This window comes from Micromonospora sp. CNZ286, assembly GCF_014207755.1.
Window position 1 is genome coordinate 592508 of record NZ_JACHIZ010000001.1, and the last position, 21612, is coordinate 614119.

Here is a 21612-nt window from a genome sequence, read left to right on the forward strand (position 1 = left end):
TTGTTTCCAGGGAGCACCCAGCGCGGCCGCAGCCGGAGCACGGATGATGGGTGCCATGGCGGCTACCCAGACCGAGGCCCGGCTTCTCGTCGTCGAGGACGATCCCAACATCCTCGAACTGCTCTCCGCGAGCCTGCGCTTCGCGGGCTTCGACGTGGCCACCGCGACCAGCGGCAGCGCCGCACTCAACGCCGCCAAGGACCACCGGCCCGACCTGGTGGTGCTCGACGTGATGCTGCCCGACCTGGACGGCTTCGAGGTCATCCGGATGCTGCGCGAGGGCGGTACGCGTACCCCTGTGGTGTTCCTGACCGCGCGTGACGCCACCGACGACAAGATCCGCGGGCTCACCCTGGGCGGCGACGACTACGTCACCAAGCCGTTCAGCCTGGAGGAGCTGACCGCCCGTATCCGGGCCGTGCTGCGGCGTACCGCGACCGGTGAGCAGGCTCCGTCCCGCCTCACCTTCGCCGACCTGGAGCTGGACGAGGAGACCCACGAGGTGCACCGGGCCGGCCAGCGGGTGCAGCTGTCGCCGACCGAGTTCAAGCTGCTGCGCTACCTGATGCTCAACGCCAACCGGGTGCTCAGCAAGGCGCAGATCCTCGACCACGTCTGGAACTACGACTTCCGCGGTGACGACAACATCGTCGAGTCCTACATCTCGTACCTGCGGCGCAAGGTCGACAACACCCAGCCCCGGCTGATCCACACGCTCAGGGGAGTGGGATACGTGCTCCGCAAGCCGGCGGCGTGAACGTCGTCCACGACGCGAAGGGCAGGCTGCGCAGCGTCCCGCTCCGGCTGAAGCTCGTCGCCGCGGTCCTCGCGCTCGTGGCTGTGGCGCTGGTGGTGATCAGCGGCCTGACGGCGTTCCTGCTGCGGAACTATCTGATCGGGCAGGCGGACGACCAGCTCCGCGGCGGCGCGTACACGGTGGCCAACACGCTCGACAAGGCCGGCGGCGGCGGGATCAAGATCACCATTCCGTCGGACTACGTGGCGTCCGTCATGGCGCCCGGTGAGCTGCCGGAGGAGCCGACGCGCTACGAGGGCCTGCGCGAAGAGGAACTGCCCCGGTTCCCCGCCGACTACGCGGGCTACCAGGAGCGGGTGGGCGACCCGTTCACCGTGCGCTCCGAGGACGGCCGCAGCCGGTGGCGGATGCTCTACACCGCCCTGCCCGACGGGCGGATCATCGCGCTCGGGCAGCACCTCACCGGCGTAGACTCCGCGGTCGGCCGGCTGGTCTGGATAGACCTCCTGGTCGGCGGCGCGGTGCTGATCTCGCTGGCGTCGGTGGGCGCCGGGATCGTCCGTACCAGCCTGAAGCCGCTGGTGGAGATAGAGCGTACGGCGGCCGCCATCGCCGGCGGCGACCTGACCCGGCGGGTGCCCGACCCGGAGATGGGGCGGCCGTGCCCCACCTCGGAGCTGGGCCGCCTGTCCCGGGCACTGAACGCCATGCTCGCGCAGATCGAGGCCGCGTTCACCGCGCGGGCCGCCTCCGAGGCGGCGGCGCGCAGCGCCGAGATGGGCGCGCGGGACGCCGCCGCGTACGCGCAGGCGTCGGAGGCGCGGGCCCGCCGGTCCGAGGAGCGGATGCGGCAGTTCATCGCCGACGCCTCGCACGAGCTGCGCACGCCGCTGACCACCATCCGGGGCTTCGCCGAGCTGTACCGCCAGGGCGCGGCGCGGGCGCCGGAGCAGACCGCCGACCTGCTGCGCCGCATCGAGGACGAGGCGTCCCGGATGGGTCTGCTGGTGGAGGACCTGCTGCTGCTGGCGCGGATGGACCGGGAACGGCCGATCGCGCTGGCCCCGGTCGAGCTGCCGGTGCTGGCGTCCGACGCGGTCGAGGCGGCCCGGGTGGTCGCCCCGGACCGGCGGATCGAGCTGGAGCGGGAACCGGGCGCCGGGCCGCTGGTGGTGCTCGGCGACGACGCGCGCCTGCGCCAGGTGATCGGCAACCTGATGACGAACGCGCTCACCCACACGCCGCCGGACACCTCGGTGACGCTGCGGCTGCGGTCCGAGGCGGGCCACCTCGCCGTGGTGGAGGTGGCGGACACCGGTCCCGGCCTCACCCCGGAGCAGGCCGAACGGGTCTTCGAGCGGTTCTACCGGGTGGACGCCGCCCGTACCCGCCGGGCCGGCGGGCCGATCAGCACCGGCCTCGGCCTGGCCATCGTGGCCGCACTCGTCGCCGCGCACCACGGCACCGTCGAGGTGGCGGAGACACCGGGCGGAGGGGCGACCTTCCGGGTGAAGCTGCCGCTGCTGCCCGAGGAGCCCGAGCCCGGCGAGTGACATTCAGAAAACTTCCAGGCGGATTCCAGGCTGGTGACAGTGCTACGGGGAAAGCTGGTGGCATGACCGACCACGAGACCGATCCGCAGCGGTCGCCGGCCCCCGCCGACGCCGAGCCGTCGCACCACACCGCCGAGCTGCCCCGCCTCGAGAGCGGGACGTCGGACTCCTCCAGCACCCCGGCCGCGGCGTCGGTTCCGGCCGACTCCCCGGCCGCCGGAACCAGCACGTCCGCCGGGCACACGAACCCGGCGGAGAGCGCCGGAAACACCGCGCCCGCCGGGCCGTACCCGCCGCAGCCGGCGACGCCGTCCGCGCCGCCGTACCCGGCCTCGGGGCAGCCGCACCCCTGGTACGGGCAGCAGCACCAGCAGGGCGGCTGGAACCAGCAGACCGCCGCGGGCTACCCGTCCACGCAGCACGGTGGGCCGGTGCCGTCGTACCAGGCACAGCCGTACCAGACGCAGCAGGGATACCAGTCGTACCAGCCCGGGCAGCCGATGCCGCAGTGGGGCCCGCAGCAGCCGGCACGCCCCAGCCGGGCCGGGAAGTTCGTCGGCGCGGGCGCGCTGGCGCTGGTCCTGATGCTCGGCTCCGGCGCGGCCGGTGGCGCGCTCGCCCTCGCGCTCGACGGGGACGGTCCCACCCGCACCTACTCCGCCGCGCCGGTGATCAACAGCGCCGACCTGCCCAAGATCGCGGCCTCCGTCCAGGACAGCATCGTCACGATCATGACGAACAGCGGTGAGGGCTCCGGGGTGATCCTCAGCGCCGACGGGTTCGTGCTCACCAACAACCACGTCGTCGCCGGCGCCGGTGGTGACACCGTGCGGGTGGTCTTCGCCGACGGCAAGAGCGCCTCCGCGAAGATCGTCGGCACCGACCCGAAGACCGACCTCGCTGTGGTCCAGGCCAGTGGCGTGAGCAACCTGAAGGCGGCCAAGTTCGGCGACAGCGACGCCATGCAGGTCGGTGACCAGGTGCTCGCCCTGGGCAGCCCGCTCGGCCTCCAGGGCTCGGTCACCGCCGGCATCCTCAGCGCCCGCGACCGCACCATCCAGGCGGGGGAGGGCGGCCAGCAGAACCCGCAGCAGGGCGCCAGCTCGATCTCCGGCCTGCTCCAGACCGACGCCCCGATCAACCCGGGCAACTCCGGCGGCGCGCTCGTCAACACCCGGGGCGAGGTGATCGGCATCAACACCGCCATCGCCACCGCCGGGCAGGGCAGCACCGGAAACATCGGCGTGGGCTTCGCCATCCCGAGCAACAAGGCCAAGAACGTGGCCGAGAAGCTCCAGCGCGGCGAGAAGATCAGCCACCCCTCGCTCGGGGTGAGCGTGAACGGCGCCGAGGACGGCGGCGCGCTGGTCGCCGCGGTCACGCCCGGCAGCCCCGCCGAGAAGGCCGGGATCCAGCGCGGCGACGTGATCACCAAGTTCGGCGACAAGGTGATCAACGACTCGAACGACCTGGTCGGCGCCGTGCAGGCCGGCAAGGTCGGCGACCGGGTCGAGGTGCAGTACAAGCGAAACGGATCCACCGAGAACGCAACCGTGACGCTCGCCGAGACGTCATAGTCCCGAGGACCTGCCTCCCTCCCGGGCGGCGGGTGACGGAGCCAAGGGGGTTGGCTCCGTCACCCGCCGCCCCTCCTCGTTTCTCACCCGGTACGGGTGAGCGCGCCTCACCCGTACCGGCGGGAGGGTCGGGGCATGACCACCACGTCCGCCGTGCGTACCGACCAGCAGATCCAGCGCGACGTCCTCGCCGAACTGGACTGGGACGCGCAGACCCGGGCCACCGAGGTCGGCGTGACAGTCGCGCGGGGCGTCGTGACGCTCACCGGCCAGGTGGACAGCTACGCCCGGCGGTGGGCCGTCGAGCGCTGCGCCCACCGGGTACGCGGCGTACGGGCGGTCGCCAGTGACCTGGCGGTCGACCTGCCCGCCACGGACCGGCGTACCGACGCCGACATCGCGATCGCTGCGAGCCGGGCGCTGGAGTGGGACAGCTTCGTGCCCGCCGAGCGGCTGGACGTGACCGTCGCCGACGGCTGGATCATGCTGCGCGGCGAGGTCGAGTTCGGCTTCCAGCGCCGTACCGCCGAACGGGAACTGCGCCGGCTGCGCGGCGTACGCGGGGTGACGAACCTGGTCGAGGTGCGGCCGCCGACCCCGCCGAGTGACGAGCAGAAGCGGATCGACCTGCGCCGCCTGCTGCTGCGGCGTACCGGGACCGAGCGGATCGACGCCCGGGTCGACGGCGACACGGTGGTGCTCGACGGTGTGGTGAGCGCCTGGTGGCAGCGGGAGGACGCGGAACGGGCCGCCTGGGCGCTGCCCGGCGTACGGGAGGTGCACGTCGCGATCGTGGTGTCCGGCTGACCGCCCGTCGTTTACCGCGGGCCGGGCCGGGAACCCGCGCGCAGCGGGGTATGCCGGGGACCGACGGGGAGGACTCGTGGCCGTGAACCAGCAGTCCTCGGAGCGCGCGTGGGCCGGGCCGTTGCGGATCGCCATGGTGGTGCCGCCGTGGCTGTCGGTGCCGCCGCCCGGCTACGGCGGGCTGGAGACAGTGGTGGCGGGGCTCGTCGACGCGCTCGTCGACAGGGGGCACCGCGTCACGCTGTTCGGCGCCGGGACCGAGCACGGCACCGCCGCCGACTTCGTCTCCACCTGCGACGACCTCCAGTACGAGCGGATGGGCGAGTCGCTGCCCGAACTGGCGCACCTGGCCCACGTGGACCGCCTGGTCGACCCGGCCGACTTCGACCTGATCCACGACCACACCACGATCGGCCCGATGGTGGCCGGCCGCCGCCGCGTGCCCACAGTGGCCACCGTGCACGGCAACCCGGTCGGCGAGTACGGCACTGTGCTCGGCAACACCGACCGGGGTGTGGGCCTGATCGCGATCTCGCACGCCCAGCGCCGGGCCAATCCGGGGTTGCCCTGGGCGGGCACCGTGCACAACGCGATGCCGCTGCGGGACATCCCCCGCAAGCGCAGCCCGGGCGCGGGCCCGGTGCTCTGGCTGGCCCGGTTCAGCCCGGACAAGGGCCCGGACGTGGCGATCGCGGCCTGCCGGGCGGCCGGGCTGCCGCTCACGCTCGCGGGCAAGTGCAACGAGCCCGCTGAGCGCCGCTACCTGGAGCAGGTGGTCCGGCCGCTGCTCGGCGACGACGTGACGCCCGTGGTGAACGCGGACCGGGTGACCGCGCTGCGGCTGCTGCTGGACGCCCGCTGCCTGATCATGCCGATCCAGTGGGCGGAGCCGTTCGGCATGGTGATGGTGGAGGCGATGGCGACGGGTACGCCGGTGGTGGCGCTGGGCCGGGGCGCGGTGCCGGAACTGGTCCGCGACGGGGTGACCGGTTTCGTCTGCGACCACCCGGGCGAGCTGCCGGCGGCGTTGCGGGCGGCGGCGGACCTGGACCCGGCGGACTGCGTGGCGCACGTGGCGGAGAACTTCTCGGTGGAGCGGATGGCCGCCGACTACGAGGCGGTCTACCGGGGCTTCCTGGCCGCGCGGGCGCCCGCACGGGCACAGCGGGCGGTCGCGCCGGTCGTGGCCGGCTGACCCGTCAGGTCTGCCCGGCCACGAGTTCCGCCGCGGCGGCGTCGAGTCGCCGCGCGTACCCGGGGCTGATGCTGCCCTCCCGGCGACGCTCGTCGATCTTGCCACGGAGCCGGTCCACGGCGGCTGTCACCTCGCCCTCGCCGTTCGCGGCGACCGCGTTGCGCAGCAGGTTGCGCAGGTCCACCCCGACGTCCTCGCGGATCTGGCCCTCGGTCAGCCCGGCCTCGATCAGCCCGTCCACCCGTTCGGCGGCGTCGGCCTGACCGGCGGCCGGCGGGCGCACGCCGCCGGTCGACGGCAGAGTGGTCGGCCCGGCCGGCGGCGTGGTGGCCGGCTCCTCGGTCACCGGCGGTTCGGCGGGCGACGGCTGCACCGGCCCGGCGGTCGGCAGCACCCGGGGGCCGGCGGGCCGGTCCGGCGTCAGCGCGGACGCCAGCAGCGCCGCCGCGGCGACCACAGTCACGCCGACTGCGGCCAGCGTGAGGGTCCGCCGCCGGCCCGGAACCGGCTGCGCGGCGGGATCCTGCCCCGGCTCCGGGATCGGCTGCGCCGCGGGGGCCTGGCCCGGGGTCGGCGGCCCCGCCGGTTCCGGGCCGGCCGGCGGCGGGGAGGTCAGCGCGGGCAGCGTCATGGTCGGCGCCAGCATGGTGGCCGCCTGCGGGTCGGCGGGCAGCATCTGGTCGCGCAGCACGGCGGCCACCTGGTGCGCGGTGGGCCGGTGACGCGGGTCGCGGGCCAGGCAGCGCAGGCAGATGTCAGCGACCGGCCCGGGCAGGCCCGGTACGTCGTCCAGTGTGGGCTCCGGACAGTCCGCGAGCGCCGCGCTCAGTTGTTCCCAGGTCTCCGCCGGGTACGGGGGGTGCCCGGTCAGCGTCTCGAACAGCAGCACGCCGAGCGAGTACACGTCGGTGGCCGGCTGGGCGGGCGCGCCGTCGAGCCGCTCCGGGGCCACGTACGCCGGGGTGCCGAACGTGCCGCCGTCCTCGTCGTCGTCCGGCGTGCCGATCCGGGTGGCGATGCCGAAGTCGAGCACCTTCGCGCCGGTGCCGGTCATCATCACGTTGGCCGGGGTCACGTCGCGGTGCACGATGCCGAGCCGGTGCGCCGCGGCCAGCGCCTCGGCCACCTGCGCGCCCGTCTCCACCGCTGCCGGCCAGGGCAGCGGCCCCTGGGTCAGCAGGTGTTCCAGCTCCTCGCCGCTGAGCAGTTCCATCACCACGAACGAGGTGATGGAACCGTCCGGGGCCACCGTCTCGCCGTAGTCGTGCACGGCTGTGACGTGCGGATGGTCGAGCTGGGCGGCCGAGCGGGCCTCCTCGCGCACCATGTCGCGGAACCGCGCGTCGGCGGCGAGCGAGGGGGCGAGCACCTTCACCGCCACCACCCGGTCGAGCACCTCGTCGCGGGCACGCCAGATCACCGACATGCCACCGGCACCGATCCGGTCGATGAGCCGGTACCGCCGGGCCAGCAGACGGCCGGCCTGGAGTGTCGCCATCAGCTCGCACCTGCCTGGGCTCGGGAGCGCTATCAGGTTGCGGGAATGTGTCTGACCTGTCAACAGTCGTCCCGTTGACGATCGCGCTGTGTCATAGCCCGGGCGGCGTCGCGTGACGCTCCCACCTCGGTCGGGGCGGCCACCCGGCCGGGTGTGGGCCGCGTGCCAGGATGAACGGCATGGCAGCAGGTCCGGTGGCGTTCGTGCTCGGCGGCGGGGGAGTGCTCGGCGCGGTCGAGGTGGGCATGCTGCGTGCCCTGTTCCGCGCCCGGATCAGACCCGACCTCGTGCTGGGTACGTCGATCGGCGCGGTCAACGGCGCCCTGGTCGCCGCCGACCCGACCGAGGCGGTCACCGACCGGCTGGTCCGGCTCTGGGCGTCGCCCGAGGCCAGCGAGGTGTACGGCGACTCGGTCGCCCGGCAGCTGCGCCGGTTCGCGGCACGTACCCACCTGCACTCGCCCCGCCCGCTGTACCGCCTGCTGGAGAGCGCGCTGGGGGAGGACACCACGTTCGCCGACCTGGCCGTGCCGTTCCGCTGCTGCGCCGCGAACATCGAGCGCGCGGCCGAACACTGGTTCCACACCGGACCGCTGGTGCCGGCGGTGCTCGCCTCCGCCTCGGTGCCCGGGTTGCTGCCCCCGACCCAGCTCGACGGCCAGCACTACATCGACGGCGGGGTGGTCAACTCGATCCCGGTCGGCGAGGCGGTGCTGCTCGGCGCGAAGCAGATCTTCGTGCTCCAGGTGGGCCGGATCGAACGCGAGCTGACGCCGCCGCGCCGCCCCTGGGAGATCGCCCAGGTGGCGTTCGAGATCGCCCGCCGGCACCGGTTCGCGCGGGAGATGGCGGCGCTGCCCGAGGACGTCGAGGTGCACGTGCTGCCCACCGGCGGGCTGGAGCCGCGCGACGACAGCCCGTGGGCGTACCGGGACACGGCGGCGGTGGGACGGCGGATCAGTCGCGCGTACACTGCCTCCCGCCGATACCTGGACACCGCGCTGGAGCGCTGAATGCCGCTGCCACCCCGCTGGCTACGCCGGCTGGTGCTCGCCCCTGGTGTGGTGCTGCTGGCCTTCCTCGTGGTGACCACGCTGCCGGCCTGGGCGCTGCTGGCGCTCGCCGCGTCCCCGCTGGTGCCGGGACGGCTGCGCCCGCTGCGGCTGCTCTGGATCGGCACCGTCTACCTGGTCTGGGACGCCGCCGCGCTGCTCGCCCTGTTCCTGCTCTGGCTCGCCTCGGGCTTCGGCGCGTACAAACGCGCGCCGGCCTTCCAGCGGGCCCACTACGTCCTGGCCGGGTGGTTCCTGCGGATCATGTTCTGGCAGGCCCGGTGGACGCTGCGGCTGAGCATCGACGTGGTCGGCACCGACCCGGACACCGCCCTGCCGGGCCGTCCCGAACTCGTGGTCTGCCGGCACGCCGGGCCGGGCGACTCGTTCATCCTGATCCACGCGCTGGTGAACTGGTTCAGGCGGGAACCCCGGATCGTGCTCAAGGAGACCCTCCAGTGGGATCCGGCCATCGACGTGCTGCTCAACCGGTTGCCCAACCGGTTCATCGCGGCCGGGCCGGACGGGCGGGAGTCGGTGGTGCGGCAGATCGGGCACCTGGCCACCGGCCTGGACGACGACGACGCCTTCGTGATCTTCCCGGAGGGCGGCAACTTCACGCCGTCGCGGCGGCTGCGCGCGATCGACCGGCTGCGGTCGCTCGGCCTGGAACGGATGGCGCGGCGCGCCGAGCGGCTGCGGCACGTGCTCGCCCCGCAGCCGGGCGGGCTGCTCGCCGCGCTCGACGCCGCGCCGGACGCCGGCGTGATCTTCGTGGCGCACACCGGCCTGGACCAGATGCTCACCGTCGCCGACGTGTGGCGCGAGCTGCCGATGGACAAGCGGATCGTGATGCGGTTCTGGTCGGTGCCGCCGGAGGAGATCCCGGCCGGCAAGCAGGAACGCATCGACTGGCTGTTCGACTGGTGGGCCCGCATCGACACGTGGATCGCCGCCAACCGCAACGGCGCGGCCGACACCTGACCGATTCCCCCGCGCCTGCTCGGCGTGGCGGCGGTACGCCACGTAGGGTGCGCTGGTGGATCAGATCTGCGTGGTGACGACTGTGGTGGACGCCCGCGGGGTCGCGGACGTGCTGGCGGCCGCGGCCGTCGCCGGCCGGCTGGCGGCCTGCGCCCAGGTCGGCGGCCCGGTGGACAGCACCTACTGGTGGCAGTCGGCGATCCAGACCACCGCCGAGTGGCAGGTGCGGTTCAAGACCGCGCCGGACCGGGTGGACGCCCTGGTCGACCAGCTCCGCGCCAACCACCCGTACGAGGTGCCGGAGATCCTGGTCAGCCGGGAGGACAGCGGCAACCCCGGCTACACCGCCTGGGTACACGAGCAGACCCGGCCCTAGGTACTCCTACTCTGTCGGTCCGCTCCGCCGTTGACGAAGCTGGCGGGGTGGAGAACACCGGCTACCCCTGCCCCGGTTGCGGCGCTCCGGCCGACCTCGTCGCCGGATGCCGCGCCTGCGGCCGCCCGCCCTACCCGCCCGCCGCCGAGGTTGTCCGGCTGGACCGGGAGATCACCGAGCTGGTGCCGCGCGTCGAGGCGGCCCGGCTGACGTACCAGGATCTGTCCGGCCGGCTGGTCACGGCCCGGCAGCGGCGGGCGGTGCTGGCGGCCCGGATCCGGCAGGAGATCCCCGCGCCGCGCGCCGCCGGCCCCGCGCCGCTCCCGGCGCCGACGCCGCCGCGTCAGCTTCCGCCCACCCCCGTCGCGGTACGCCCCGGCGGCGCGGAGACCTCCACCCGCGCGGTCCAGGGCCTGCTGTTCGTCCTCGGTGGCCTGCTGCTCGGCACCGCCGCCGTGGTGTTCACCGCCGTCGCCTGGAGCACGTTCGGGGTGGCCGGCCGGGCGCTGATCCTGCTCGCCGTCACCGCGCTGGCCCTGGTCGCGCCGCTCGTCGCCCGGGCCCGCGGGCTGCGTGGCACCGCCGAGACGCTCGCCTCGGTGGCGCTGCTCCTGGTGGTCCTGGACGGATCCGCCGCCTGGTCGGTGGACCTGTTCGGGGTGACCGGCCTGCCCGGCAGCCGGTACGCGGCGCTGGTGGCGGCGGGCAGCGCCGCGGTGGCCGCCGGTTACGCGCTGGTCAGCCGCCTCACCGCACCCTGGTTCGCGGCGTGGCTGCTCGCGCAGCCGGTGCTGCCGCTGGCCGCTGCCGCGTTCCGGCCCACCGCCGCCGGCTGGGCGCTGGTGCTGACCGCCGTGGCGCTCGGTGACCTCGCGGTCGTGGTCGTGCTGCGCCGCCGTACCTCCGGCAATCGCACCGCGCTGGTGGCCGGGCGGGTGCTGGGCTGGACCGGGCACGGCACGGCGCTGGTCCTGGCGGCCGGCTGCGCGCTGGTGCCGCTGGCGGTCGGCCACGCGGCGGGCACGCCGCTGCTGGCCGGCGGTCCGCTGCTGGTGGTGGCGCTGGCGCTGGTCGCCGGCGGGCTCGCCGCGGGTGGCCGCCTCTGGCGCGCGACGACCACCGGGCTGCTGGTGCCGGTGCTCGCGGTCGCGCTGATCCGGCCGGTCGGCGAGTGGCGGTCCGGGCTGCTGCTGATCGCCGCCGGCCTCGTGGTGGCGGCGCTCGCCGGTGCGGTCCGGGCGTTGCCGGCGCCGGTCCGGACCGGTCCGCTCGTGGGCGCGCTCGCCGTGGCCGCCGCGCTGGGCCAGGTGGCGGTCGTGCTCACCGGCCTGGTCGGCGCGTCCACCGCGAGCGTCGGCTTCCCGGCCTGGCAGGGCGGCCGGGACGTGCCGGTCCCGTCCTGGGGCTGGCAGCTTCCGGTGGCCCTGCTGCTGACCGCCGGGGCGGTCGCGCTGCTGACGCCCCGGGCCGTCCGGCCGCTCGCCGGCGTGGCCGCCGCCGGTCTGGTCGCCCTCGCCGCGCCGGCCGTGACGGCGACGCCGTGGCCGCTGGTGCTGGTCGTGGACCTCGCGACGGCCGCCGCGCTGCTGCTGGCGGCGGTGGCCCGGCCGCGTGGAGGGCGGGTCGTCGTGCCGGTCACCGCGTCGGCCGGGGCGGTACTGCTCGGGCACGCGCTGCTCGTCGGCTGCGCCGCCCCGGGCGGGGCCGTGGCCGTGCTCGCCGTCACGGCGGTGCTCGGCGCGGCGCTCGCCACGCTGGGCCGGCGTGGACAGGGCGCGCAGCCGGTCGTCGGCGGCGTCGCGCTGGCCGTTTCGCTGCTCGCCGTACCGGCGGGCGTGGCGGTCGCGCTGCTCGGCCTCGGCGCGCCGGCCTGGTGGCAGCTGCGCGGCGCGACCGCCGCCGTCGTGGTGCCGGTCGTCGTCGTCCTCGCCGTCCGTCGCCTGTGGACCGACCTGAGCGGGTACGCCTCGACGGGGCTCGCCGTCGCGCTCGCCGGGGTCGGCCTCGGGCCGCTCGTCGCGCCGGGCGGGGAACCGGTGGCGCCGTACGCAGCGGTGGGGGTGCTGCTGGCGCTCGCCGCCGGGGCCGGCTCCCGGCCGGCGGTCGCGCTGCGCGCGGTCGGCGCCGTGCTGGCCGCCATGGCGTTGCTGGCCGTGTCCCCGGTGGTGCTGACGTTGCTCGTTGACCTGCCGGTGCAACCCTGGTCCGGGGTGCCCGCCGCCGCGGCTGCCTCGGCCGGGACCGCCCGCGCCGGGCTGGTGCTGCTGCTCCTGGGCGTCGCCGCCGGGGCGTACGCCGCCACGGATCGCCGCGCCGCCTGGTGGCTCGCCGCGCTGCCGTTCGGCGCTGTCGCGCTGCCGGTGCTGGCGGAGGCGGCCGGTGCGCCCTGGCCGGTGGTGCCGGCGGTCGCGTTCGGCGTCGGGCTGGCAGCGCTGCTGGTCGTCGCGCTCACCGGCGCGCGCCCGGTGGTGCTCGTGCCGCTCGGGGCGGTGCTGGCCGTACCCGGGTTCGGTGGCCTGCTCGCCACCCGGGCGGGAACGCTCGCCGCACTCGGGGCGCTGGTGGTGGCCGGTGCCGTGACCGGGGCGGCCGGGCGGCCGGCGGTGGTCCGGATCGCGGGGTGGCTGGGCGCGGTCGCGACTGCCACCGGGTTCGCGGTCACCGCGTCGCTGGCGGCGGGGCTGCCGCTGCGTACCGCGGCGTTCGCCGCCCTGGCCGTCGCGGCGGTGACGCTGCACACGGCGCCGCTGCTGCGCGTGGTCCGAGGGCCGGGCGGCGTCGGCGCGGGGCGGGCCGGTGCGTGGGCGCTGGAGGCGGCGGCGCAGGCCGTGGCGCTGCTCGCGCTGCTGCTCACCGGCGGCTCGCTGCGGTACGCGGCGGCGGTCTGCGTGCTGTGGGGTGTGGCCGTCGCGGTCCGGGTGCCGCGCCGGGGCGAGTCGCCGGCCGGGCGTCGCGTGCTGGCGGCGGTGGCCGCCGGCAGCGAGCTGGTCGGCGGGTGGTTGCTGCTCGCCGCGGGCGGGGTGGTCGTGCTGGAGGCGTACACGCTGCCGGCGGCGGCGCTCGCCCTGGGCGCCGGGCTACTGGCGCTGCGGCGCCGGCCCGGGCTGACCAGCTGGCTGGCGCTCGGCCCGGGACTCGGTGCGGCGTTCCTGCCGAGCCTCGTGTCGGTGCTGGTGTCAGGTGAGCCGCAGCCGTGGCGGCGGCTGGCGCTCGGCGCGGCGGCGCTCGCCGTCGTGCTCGGCGGGGCGGCCCGGCGCTGGCAGGCGCCAGTGGTGCTGGGCGCGGCCACGCTGGTGCCGCTGGCGCTGCACGAGCTGGCCCGGGGCTGGGACCTGCTGCCCCGCTGGATCTTCCTGGGCCTCGGCGGGCTGCTGCTGATCGGGCTGGCCGCCACCTACGAGCGGCGCCGGCGCGACCTGGTCCGGCTGCGCGACGCCGTCGCCCGGCTCGGCTGACCCGGCGGGGACGCGGCCCGGGCGGGAGACGATCCCGCCCGGGCCGATCCGTTCGCCTCACCTGATCGGCGAACCACCGTCGACCGGGATGGTGTGGCCGTGGATGAAGGACGCGTCGTCGCTGGCGAGGAAGCAGACCGCGCGGGCGATCTCGTGCGGCTCGCCGTACCGGCCGGCGGGCGCCTGCATGGTCAGGTCGTAGAACGGGAAGTCGCTGGTGATCTCCGCGCCCTCGAAGGCGGCGGTCTTGATCACGCCGGGGCCGATGCCGACCGCACGGATGCCCTGGTGGCCGTAGTCGTAGGCGATCTGCTTGGTCAGCCCGATGACGCCGTGCTTGGCGGTGGTGTACTCCGCGCCGACCTCGCTGGCGACCACGCCGGACGCCGACGACACGTTGATCACGACGCCCTTGCCGCGCTCCAGCATGTGCGGCAGCGTGGCCTTGGTGGCGAGGAAGACGCCCTTCAGGTCGACCTCCATGACGCGGTCCCACTGGCTGTTCTCGATCTCCAGCAGCGGCACGTACGCGCCGAACACGCCGGCGTTGTTCACCAGCACGTCGATGCGCCCGTACGCGTCGAGGGCGGCGCTCACCATGGCGCGCACCGAGTCCTCGTCGGTGACGTCGGCCGCCACCGCCACCGCGTCGCCGCCGGCTTCCTTGACGCGCGTGACTGTCGCCTCGGCGCGTTCCAGGGAGAGGTCGGAGACGACCACCTTCGCGCCCTCGGCGGCCAGCTCGACGCACATGGACATGCCGAGTCCGGAGCCCACCTGGTCCGGGCTGAAGCCGCCGCCCGTCACCAACACCACCTTGTCCGTCAATCCACGCACCGCGCTGTCTCCCGTCTGTCGACGACCGTGCAGCCTGCCTATCGGCCGTTCAGCTGAGTGGTACTCATCTTTACGTACAGATTAGCTGGTCAGAGGGGGTGCGCCCACCGTCGTACGGGCTCGCTGCGGTGTGACGAAGATCGTTTGCGCCGCGCCGGCCCGGAGAGGTAGGGCCAGCACCACCTCCGAGCCGGGGGTCTGCGGGATTACCCACGGCGACGGTCATCGCCAGAATCGGTGACGGAGAGTCGCGTACGGAGCGTGGCTCGCGGCATCGGGGGCGACATGACCACTTCCACGTCGACGGAACCCGCGGCACGGCGGGGCAGCGACTACGCGCGGCTGTCCCGCCGGATCGCCGAGGCGGGACTGCTCGAGCGGCGGCCCGGCCGGTACGCGCTGCGGATCGCGCTCACGCTCGGCGCGTTCCTGGCCGGCTGGATCGTGGTGGCGCTCGTCGGTGACTCGTGGTGGCAGGTGCCGCTGGCGGTGGTGATGGCGGTGGCCACCACGCAGGTGGCGTTCCTCGGCCACGACGCCGGGCACCGGCAGATGTTCCGCCGGCGCGAGCCGAGCGAGGCGGCCGGACTGGTCGCCGGCAACCTCGCGGTCGGGCTCAGCTACGGCTGGTGGGTGGACAAGCACAACCGGCACCACGCCAACCCGAACCACACCGACGAGGACCCGGACGTCGGCGCGGGCGCGCTGGTCTGGACGTACGAGCAGGCGACGGCGACGCGCGGCCTGAGCCGGTGGATGGCCCGCCGCCAGGCGTGGCTGTTCTTCCCGCTGCTGCTGCTGGAAGGGCTGGCGCTGCACGTGGCGAGCGTGCAGGCGCTCGTCGGCCGGGAACCGGACGGGCGGTGGCGGGTGCCGATGCGGCACCGGGCCGTGGAGGCGCTGCTGCTCGCCGCGCACGCCGCCGGCTACCTCGGGCTGCTGTTCGCGGTCATGTCACCGGCGAAGGCGCTGCTGTTCGTCGCCGTGCACCAGGGGCTGTGGGGCCTCTACATGGGCTGCTCGTTCGCCCCGAACCACAAGGGCATGCCGATGCCCACCGCCGACGACGAGCTGGACTACCTGCGCAAGCAGGTGCTGACCTCACGCAACGTCCGCGGCGGCCGGTTCGTCGACCTGGCGCTGGGCGGGCTCAACTACCAGATCGAGCACCACCTGTTCCCGAACATGCCGCGCGCCAACCTGCGCCGGGCCCGGCCGCTGGTGATGGCGTACTGCGCCGAGCAGGGCGTCCCGTACGCGGAGACCGGGCTGGTCGAGTCGTACCGGCAGGCCCTGGTGCACCTGCACGACGTGGGCCGGCCGCTGCGCGCGGCCTGAGCGCGGCGGGCCGGGCGGGGGCGAGCGGCGCCCGCCCGGTGGCGTACGCCCCTTTCGGGAGTGCGCCGCCACGCCGCCGACGGGGGTGGCCGGTAGGGTCGTCGCATGGTGGAGGACGCGCCGCGGTGGTGGCGCGCGGCGCGGCGGGCCGACCGGCCCCGGCCGCGTCACGGGACGACATCGTGCGGAGCTGCGGCATGAGATTCGAGATCAGCAAGGTGCTCGACGCCATCGAGGGTCGGGTCTGCACCGATCCGTCGCTGGCCCGGGCCGTGGTCGACCTGGCCGAGGTGATCCGCTGGCAGAACCTGGACGGCGGCCGTCCGGCCAGCCTGCTGCGACTCGGCATGGTGATCGACGCGCTGTCCCGGCAGATCGGCGAGGACAGCGTCCCGGTCTACGCGATCGTGCACCGGGCGCTGCTGTCCGACGCCGACCTGACCTCGAACGAGCGGATGGTGGTGCGCCGGTGGGCCGACGACGGCCTGGTGGAGGTGCTCGACCAGCCCGGTGACCGGATGCTGGAGGTGGCCGACCTGCTCGGCCTGCCGGTGCTCACCCGGGCGCGGCTGGACGGGCTCGTCGGGCGGTACCCGTGGGTCGGGCAGGCGGGCCGGGTGCTCGCCCCGGTGCCCGGCGCCGGCGGGCCGGTGTTCATCGCGCACGTCGGCGGCGGCCAGGACCCGGCCACCGGCAGTCGCTCACCCGCGGGCGTCAAGGTGCTCTCCCGGAAGTGGCGCTGTCCCGAGCCGGGCTGCGCGCTGTTCGGCGGCGGTGGGGGCGGTGGCGCCTTCGCCGACCTGGCCGCCGTGGACCGGGTGCCGGCCGAGCAGCCGCCGCCCACGCTGCGTACCGGCGCGCCGACCTGCCCCCGGCACGGCGCACGGCTCTCCGACGCCGGCCCGCGCCCGCGTACCGCTGTACTCGCCGTGCGCATCGGCGGTCTGGTCCGCAAGCGGTTCGTGCTCACCGAGACCGAACCGGTGGCGATCGGCCGGGCACCGGACGGCCCGGGTGGGGTGACGCTCGGCCAGTGGCTCAACGACGAGGCCCGGCGCTGGATCAGCCGCAGCCACATCCGGCTGGAGCTGCGGGTGGGCGAGGTGGTGGTCACCGACACCAGCACCAACGGCTCCGGCGTACGCCCCGGTGGTTCGATGGCCGAGCACGAGCGGATCGCGCTGGCGCCGCAGCAGTCCCGGGTGCTCGCCGAGAGCGACCTGATCGAGCTGTACCCGGGCGTGCAGGTGGGCCGCGCGGACGACATGAGCAGCGACGCGAAGTACACCCCGAACTCGGTGATGGCCGAGGCGCCGACCATGGCGATGCGGCTGCCGCGTCCCTGACGGGCACGTGCGAAGGCGCCGGGACCGTCGCGGTCCCGGCGCCTTCTCGCGTACGGAGTCGGTCGCGTACGACCTCAGCCGGCCAGGACGGCGGCGAGCTGCGCCACCGCGTGGTCGATCTCGTCGGCGGTGATCACCAGCGGTGGGGCGAGCCGGATGGTCGAGCCGTGCGTGTCCTTGGCCAGCACGCCCCGCTCCATCAGCCGCTCGCACGCCTGCCGGCCGGTCATCAGCTCCGGGTCGATGTCCAGCCCGGCCCACAGGCCGCGCCCGCGTACCGCCACCAGGCCCTTGCCGATCAGGCCGCGCAGCCCGGCGTGCAGCCGCTCGCCCAGCTCGGCCGAGCGGCGCTGGAACTCGCCGGTGGCGAGCAGCCGGACCACCTCGGTCGCGACCGCGCAGGCCAGCGGGTTGCCGCCGAACGTCGAGCCGTGCTGGCCCGGCTGGAGCACACCCAGCACGTCGCGGTTCGCCGCCACCGCCGACACCGGCACGATGCCGCCGCCGAGCGCCTTGCCGAGCAGGTACATGTCCGGCTCGACGCCCTCGTGCTCGCAGGCGAACGTCGCGCCGGTACGCCCCAGACCCGACTGGATCTCGTCGGCGACGAACAGCACGTTGCGCTCGGTGCAGACCCGGCGCACACCCGGCAGGTAGCCCTCCGGCGGCACCACGACGCCCTGCTCACCCTGGATCGGCTCCAGCAGCACGGCCACCGTGTTCTCGTCGATCGCCGCGGTCAGCGCGTCCAGGTCGCCGTAGGGCACCACCGTGAAACCCGGGGTGTACGGCCCGAAGTCGGCGCGCGCGTCCTCGTCGGTGGAGAAGCTGACGATCGTGGTCGTACGGCCGTGGAAGTTGCCCTCCGCCACCACGATGTTGGCCTGGCCCGGCGTGACGCCCTTGACCTGGTAGCCCCACTTGCGGGCCACCTTGATGCCGGTCTCCACCGCCTCGGCGCCGGTGTTCATCGGCAGCACGAGGTCCTTGCCGCACAGCGCGGCCAGCTCGCGGCAGAAGTCGGCGAACTGGTCGTGGATGAACGCGCGGCTGGTCAGCGTGAGCCGGTCGAGCTGCGCGTGCGCGGCCTCGATCAGCTTCGGGTGCCGGTGGCCGAAGTTCAGCGCCGAGTATCCCGCCAGGCAGTCCAGGTAGCGGCGGCCGTCCACGTCGGTCAGCCAGGCGCCCTCGGCCGACGAGATCACCACGGGCAGCGGGTGGTAGTTGTGCGCCGTGTGACGCTCCGCGTCCCGGACCGCGGACGGAGTCCGCAGCATGTCGTCGATGATCACTTGCTCGCCTTTCCCTGACGGAGTCGCAACGTGCAGCACTTCGGTCCGCCGCCGGCCTTGCGCAGCTCGGACAGGTCGATCCCGATGGTCTCGTAGCCCCGGTCGCGCAGCTTCGCGGCCAGGTCGATGGCCTGCGCGGGCAGCACCACGTGCCGGCCGTCGCTGACCGCGTTCAGGCCCAGCACCTCGGCGTCGGCCATGGTGGCGTGGATCGCGTCCGGGAACAACCGGCGCAGCACCGCCCGGCTGCCGGGGGAGAACGCCTCCGGCAGGTACGCCACGGTGCGCTCGTCGAGCACTGTCAGCGCGGTGTCCAGGTGGTAGAACCGGGGGTCCACGAGCTGCATGGTGATCACCGGGTAGCCGAAGACCTCCTGGAGCTGCGCGTGCGAGGCGTGCGCGGTGCGGAACCCGGTGCCGGCGAGCAGGTGGTCACCGGCCAGCAGGACGTCGCCCTCGCCCTCGTTGACGTGCTTCGGGTCGTACATCTCGAAGCCGGCGCCCTCGAACCAGGCCCGGTACGCGGGCGCCTCGTCGGCGCGCTGCGGGTCGCGGAACTGCACCGCCATGGCCTTGCCGTCGATCACGGTGCCGCCGTTCGCGGCGAAGACCATGTCCGGCAGGCCGGCGACCGGCTCGATCAGGTCGACCTCGTGGCCCAGGTCCAGGTACGTGCGCCGAAGCTGCTCCCACTGCCGGATCGCCAGGTCGGCGTCGACCGGGGCGGTGGGGTCCATCCACGGGTTGATCGCGTAGTCGACGGCGAAGTACGTCGGCCGGCACATCAGAAAGCGCTGGCGGATGGCGTCCATCGTCATGTCGTGCTCCCAGAGTCGGGCGCGCCCGGCCACCGTCGGCCCACGGGCTGGCGCCGTGGTCCAACGTTATGCGGCCCGGGTAGACGACATCCACCGCGGGAAGTTGCGTTGAGCAGCGAATCGTTGCGTTGAATCGGTCAGCAGCGAGTGATCGTTGCGCCGACCCCGGACACACTTCGGGGGCGGCGAACCGCCGCCCCCGAAAGAGGTGTTGCCCGGCCGGTGAACCACCGGAACTGATCGGGCTGGCCGGCCCTGCCGGCGATCGGGACAGTGCCCGTCAGAACCAGTTGCCAAACTGTGAGTCGAGCCACTCGCGGAAGCGGCCCACCCAGTCGCCGTCGGTGGTCGGCCAGTCGAACTGGCCGGTCATCGCCACGATGCCGAGCACCACGGCGGCCAGGCCGACAGCGATGCCGATCAGCGCGTCGGTCTTGCCCGCCACGTGCCGGCGACGGGTGGCGATCAGGCCCAGCACCGCCAGCACGGCGCCGACCGCGCCGACGCCGATGCCGTACCCGGCGAGCGTGCCGGAGAGCACGAACAGCGCCCCGACCACCGAGACGATCAGGCCGAGCGTGGCGAGCAGGCTGGCCCGGGGACGCTTGGTGGTGTACGGCTCCGGACGGTCCACCCGGCCGTCGCGGTCGGTGTCCGTACCGTCGGGGCGGCCGTCCCGGTCGAGGTCGGTGCGGTCCGGACGGCCGTCGCGGTCCAGGTCCACGGTGCGCTCGGCGGCGGGCGCCGCGCCGACGGTCCGGGCGTCGGTCACCGGAGCGGTCCGCGTGTCGGCGTCGACCCGGCGGCCGGTGACAGCGCGCGCCGCCGCGCCCCGGTCCGCCGCCCGTCGCCGCGCCTCCGCGTCCCGCTCGTCGTCGGCCGCGATCCGGGCGTCGGTCGTCGTGGCCGACGTCCGGCCGTCGGTCGTCGTCGCGCCGAGGTCGCGCGCGTCCCGGTCGGTCGCCGCGTCCCGGGCGCGCTCGTCGTCGGTCGCTGTGGCGGCGCTGCGGTACGTGGTCCGCTCCTCGTCGCGGTCGGTGACCACGGGCCGGCCGGCCGGCTGCTCGGCGGTCCGGTCGCGCTCGTCGACCACGCCGTCGCCGTTGGTATCGGTACTGGTCGCCGGAGAGTTCCGGCGGGACAAGATCTTCACGATGGCACCTCCTGATCCAGGCGCGGAGGCCGCGCATGACAAGCAGGAAGTACCCAGGGGTGCCGAAATCGACACCCCTGGGTTCGCTCCGCACGCTCAGGCGTGCCGTCCGGTCACGACACCGTGCGTGACCACTGCTGGTTGGTGCCCGCACCGCAGGTGTACTGCTGGACGTCCGCGCCGTCGCCGGTGCCGGCGTTGACCACGTCCAGGCACTTGCCGCTGTGCCGGGCCCGCAACTGGAACCAGCCGCCGAGCGCGGCCCACTGCCACTGCTGGTTGGCGCCGCTGCCGCAGGTGTACTGGATGATGTTGGCGCCGTCGGCGGTGGACGCGTTAGCGACGTCGAGACACTTGCCGCTCGCCGCGTTGACGAGGCGGAACCAGCCGCCACCGGCGTCCTGGAACTCCCACCTCTGGTTGCCGCCGCCGTTCCAGCCCCACTGCTTGACCTCGGCGTTGTTCGCCGTGGAGCCGTTGATCACGTCGAGCACCCGGCCGCTGTGCCGGGCGGTGACGCGGTAGTACGTGGGCGAGTTGCCGGTGACAGTGCCCGCCGCCGTGTCGACGGTGACTGACGGATACCAGGTCAGGCTCATGCTGGTGGCGGTCGGGAAGGCGATCGGCAGCCACACGTACTGGGAGTCGTTGGCCGGTCCGCCCCAGGCGCCGGCCCACCTGTCACCCAGATAGAGGTAGCTGGTGCCGGACGTGCCCTGGATCGGCAGCACGAAGGCCGGCTGGGAGTTGAAGGTGGTGCCGTTGCCCACGTCGGTCCAGCCGCTCCACGGTCCCGAGATGCTCGGCGCGGTGGCGTACCGGGCCTGGTTCGGGCTCCATCCCGTCGCCCCCGAGGTCAGCAGGAAGTACGTGGCGCCCCGCTTGAACATCGCGGGCGCCTCGCGGTGCGCGCCGTCCCAGAAGTTGCCCACGAGGGCGGCGACGTTGAGGTAGTCCGAGGTGAGCCGGTAGATGTTCAGGTCGTAGTTGTCGTCGGCCGCCGAGATCATGTACGCGGTGCCGTTGTCGTTGTAGAGCGTGATGTCGCGGGACATGTGCTGCCCGAGCGGCCGGAAGCTGCCGTGGTACGTGTAGTTCCCGTCCACGGTTGCCGAGGAGGCGACGGCGGCCCGCGCCTCGTTGTAGTCGGACCCGTTCTCCTTGTGCATCCACATCACGAACCGGCCGGTACCCGCGTTGTAGACGACCTTCGGCCGCTCGATGTTGGCGACCCGCAGCTCCGCCGCCGACGACTGGGTGAGCACGTTGTTGCGGAACTCCCAGGTGCGCAGGTCCGTGGAGCGGTAGACGGAGACCGCCCGGAACGTGTTGTCCGGGTTGCGGTTCTCGCCGAACCAGTAGTAGTAGTCGCCGACCTTGAGGACACCGCCGCCGTGGGCGTGCACCACGGCGCCGGTGGTGTCGGTGAACTGGGTGCCGTTGGTGACTGTCACCGGCGCCGCCAGCGCACCCGCTGCCGGTCCCACCACCGTCGCCGCGAGGGCCACTGCGAGCGCCAGCCCCGCCGCGAGGAGGCGGCCGGTGCCGCCGTGCCGTGCCGTCCACCGCATGCC

General features: G+C 74.3%; 17 protein-coding genes. 11 read left to right on the forward strand and 6 right to left on the reverse strand.

Annotated elements, in window-relative coordinates:
* Nucleotides 1-55 precede the first annotated feature (55 nt).
* The 5 genes from FHX31_RS02905 (at nt 56) to FHX31_RS02925 (ending at nt 5889) form a co-directional block, all read left to right on the forward strand.
* Nucleotides 56-757: a response regulator transcription factor gene (locus FHX31_RS02905; protein ID WP_030271847.1), complete on the forward strand. Its 702-nt coding sequence runs from the start codon at nt 56-58 to the stop codon at nt 755-757.
* Nucleotides 754-2310 (forward strand): sensor histidine kinase, encoded by a 1557-nt coding sequence (locus FHX31_RS02910; protein WP_123110481.1) that lies wholly within the window; start codon nt 754-756, stop codon nt 2308-2310. The genes FHX31_RS02905 and FHX31_RS02910 overlap by 4 nt, the downstream gene beginning before the upstream one ends.
* Nucleotides 2311-2372: 62 nt before the next feature.
* On the forward strand, nt 2373-3887 hold the full coding sequence (locus FHX31_RS02915; RefSeq protein ID WP_123110482.1) for a S1C family serine protease: 1515 nt from the start codon (nt 2373-2375) through the stop codon (nt 3885-3887).
* A 135-nt stretch (nt 3888-4022) separates the two neighbouring features.
* Nucleotides 4023-4694, forward strand: a complete 672-nt coding sequence (locus tag FHX31_RS02920; RefSeq protein WP_013288329.1) for a BON domain-containing protein — start codon at nt 4023-4025, stop codon at nt 4692-4694.
* Between the two features lie 82 nt (nt 4695-4776).
* On the forward strand, nt 4777-5889 hold the full coding sequence (locus FHX31_RS02925; RefSeq protein WP_369830089.1) for a glycosyltransferase family 4 protein: 1113 nt from the start codon (nt 4777-4779) through the stop codon (nt 5887-5889).
* Nucleotides 5890-5893: 4 nt separating this feature from the next.
* On the opposite strand, the gene FHX31_RS02930 is transcribed toward FHX31_RS02925, so the two are convergent.
* The gene (locus tag FHX31_RS02930; RefSeq protein WP_123110483.1) at nt 5894-7387 is read right to left on the reverse strand and encodes a serine/threonine protein kinase; all 1494 of its coding nucleotides are present in this window, start codon (nt 7385-7387) and stop codon (nt 5894-5896) included.
* Nucleotides 7388-7566: 179 nt separating this feature from the next.
* Between FHX31_RS02930 and FHX31_RS02935 the strand changes: the two genes are divergently transcribed.
* From FHX31_RS02935 to FHX31_RS02950, 4 genes are read left to right on the forward strand one after another with little or no spacing between them, the layout of a single operon-like run.
* On the forward strand, nt 7567-8400 hold the full coding sequence (locus tag FHX31_RS02935) for a patatin-like phospholipase family protein (protein WP_013475295.1): 834 nt from the start codon (nt 7567-7569) through the stop codon (nt 8398-8400).
* A complete protein-coding gene (locus FHX31_RS02940) occupies nt 8401-9423 on the forward strand; it encodes a 1-acyl-sn-glycerol-3-phosphate acyltransferase (protein WP_013475296.1) in 1023 nt (340 codons plus the stop codon).
* Nucleotides 9424-9478: 55 nt separating this feature from the next.
* On the forward strand, nt 9479-9799 hold the full coding sequence (gene cutA, locus FHX31_RS02945) for a divalent-cation tolerance protein CutA (protein WP_013288324.1): 321 nt from the start codon (nt 9479-9481) through the stop codon (nt 9797-9799).
* A 47-nt stretch (nt 9800-9846) separates the two neighbouring features.
* Complete coding sequence (locus tag FHX31_RS02950) at nt 9847-13254, forward strand: SCO7613 C-terminal domain-containing membrane protein (protein WP_184974963.1); 3408 nt, start codon at nt 9847-9849, stop codon at nt 13252-13254.
* A gap of 57 nt (nt 13255-13311) precedes the next feature.
* On the opposite strand, the gene FHX31_RS02955 is transcribed toward FHX31_RS02950, so the two are convergent.
* A complete protein-coding gene (locus tag FHX31_RS02955; RefSeq protein ID WP_013475298.1) occupies nt 13312-14091 on the reverse strand; it encodes an SDR family NAD(P)-dependent oxidoreductase in 780 nt (259 codons plus the stop codon).
* Between the two features lie 285 nt (nt 14092-14376).
* On the opposite strand from FHX31_RS02955, the gene FHX31_RS02960 reads away from it, so the two are divergent.
* Nucleotides 14377-15429, forward strand: coding sequence for a fatty acid desaturase family protein (locus FHX31_RS02960; protein WP_184974966.1), 1053 nt, complete (start codon nt 14377-14379; stop codon nt 15427-15429).
* 197 nt (nt 15430-15626) lie between these two features.
* Nucleotides 15627-16775 carry an FHA domain-containing protein gene (locus FHX31_RS02965; RefSeq protein ID WP_041784533.1) on the forward strand — a complete coding sequence of 383 codons (1149 nt, stop codon included), beginning with the start codon at nt 15627-15629 and terminating at the stop codon, nt 16773-16775.
* 74 nt (nt 16776-16849) lie between these two features.
* Here FHX31_RS02965 and rocD read toward each other — a convergent pair whose 3' ends face one another.
* From rocD to FHX31_RS02985, 4 genes are all read right to left on the reverse strand, one after another.
* Nucleotides 16850-18064 (reverse strand): ornithine--oxo-acid transaminase, encoded by a 1215-nt coding sequence (rocD, locus tag FHX31_RS02970; RefSeq protein ID WP_030271837.1) that lies wholly within the window; start codon nt 18062-18064, stop codon nt 16850-16852.
* Entirely contained in the window at nt 18064-18879 is an 816-nt protein-coding gene (gene ddaH, locus FHX31_RS02975) for a dimethylargininase (protein WP_184977739.1), read from the reverse strand. The genes rocD and ddaH overlap by 1 nt, the downstream gene beginning before the upstream one ends.
* Nucleotides 18880-19165: 286 nt before the next feature.
* Nucleotides 19166-20038, reverse strand: coding sequence for a thrombospondin (locus FHX31_RS02980; protein ID WP_184974969.1), 873 nt, complete (start codon nt 20036-20038; stop codon nt 19166-19168).
* A 113-nt stretch (nt 20039-20151) separates the two neighbouring features.
* On the reverse strand, nt 20152-21609 hold the full coding sequence (locus FHX31_RS02985; protein WP_091332152.1) for an RICIN domain-containing protein: 1458 nt from the start codon (nt 21607-21609) through the stop codon (nt 20152-20154).
* Between the last annotated feature and the right edge of the window lie 3 nt (nt 21610-21612).

Excerpts from the sequence above, each read along its gene's own strand:
- FHX31_RS02905 (WP_030271847.1), top strand. The coding sequence starts at position 56 with ATGGCGGCTACCCAGACCGAGGCCCGGCTTCTCGTCGTCGAGGACGAT.
- FHX31_RS02915 (WP_123110482.1), top strand. The coding sequence starts at position 2,373 with ATGACCGACCACGAGACCGATCCGCAGCGGTCGCCGGCCCCCGCCGAC.
- FHX31_RS02920 (WP_013288329.1), top strand. The coding sequence starts at position 4,023 with ATGACCACCACGTCCGCCGTGCGTACCGACCAGCAGATCCAGCGCGAC.
- FHX31_RS02930 (WP_123110483.1), bottom strand. The coding sequence starts at position 7,387 with ATGGCGACACTCCAGGCCGGCCGTCTGCTGGCCCGGCGGTACCGGCTC.
- FHX31_RS02935 (WP_013475295.1), top strand. The coding sequence starts at position 7,567 with ATGGCAGCAGGTCCGGTGGCGTTCGTGCTCGGCGGCGGGGGAGTGCTC.
- FHX31_RS02940 (WP_013475296.1), top strand. The coding sequence starts at position 8,401 with ATGCCGCTGCCACCCCGCTGGCTACGCCGGCTGGTGCTCGCCCCTGGT.
- FHX31_RS02960 (WP_184974966.1), top strand. The coding sequence starts at position 14,377 with ATGACCACTTCCACGTCGACGGAACCCGCGGCACGGCGGGGCAGCGAC.
- FHX31_RS02965 (WP_041784533.1), top strand. The coding sequence starts at position 15,627 with ATGAGATTCGAGATCAGCAAGGTGCTCGACGCCATCGAGGGTCGGGTC.
- ddaH (WP_184977739.1), bottom strand. The coding sequence starts at position 18,879 with ATGGACGCCATCCGCCAGCGCTTTCTGATGTGCCGGCCGACGTACTTC.
- FHX31_RS02985 (WP_091332152.1), bottom strand. The coding sequence starts at position 21,609 with ATGCGGTGGACGGCACGGCACGGCGGCACCGGCCGCCTCCTCGCGGCG.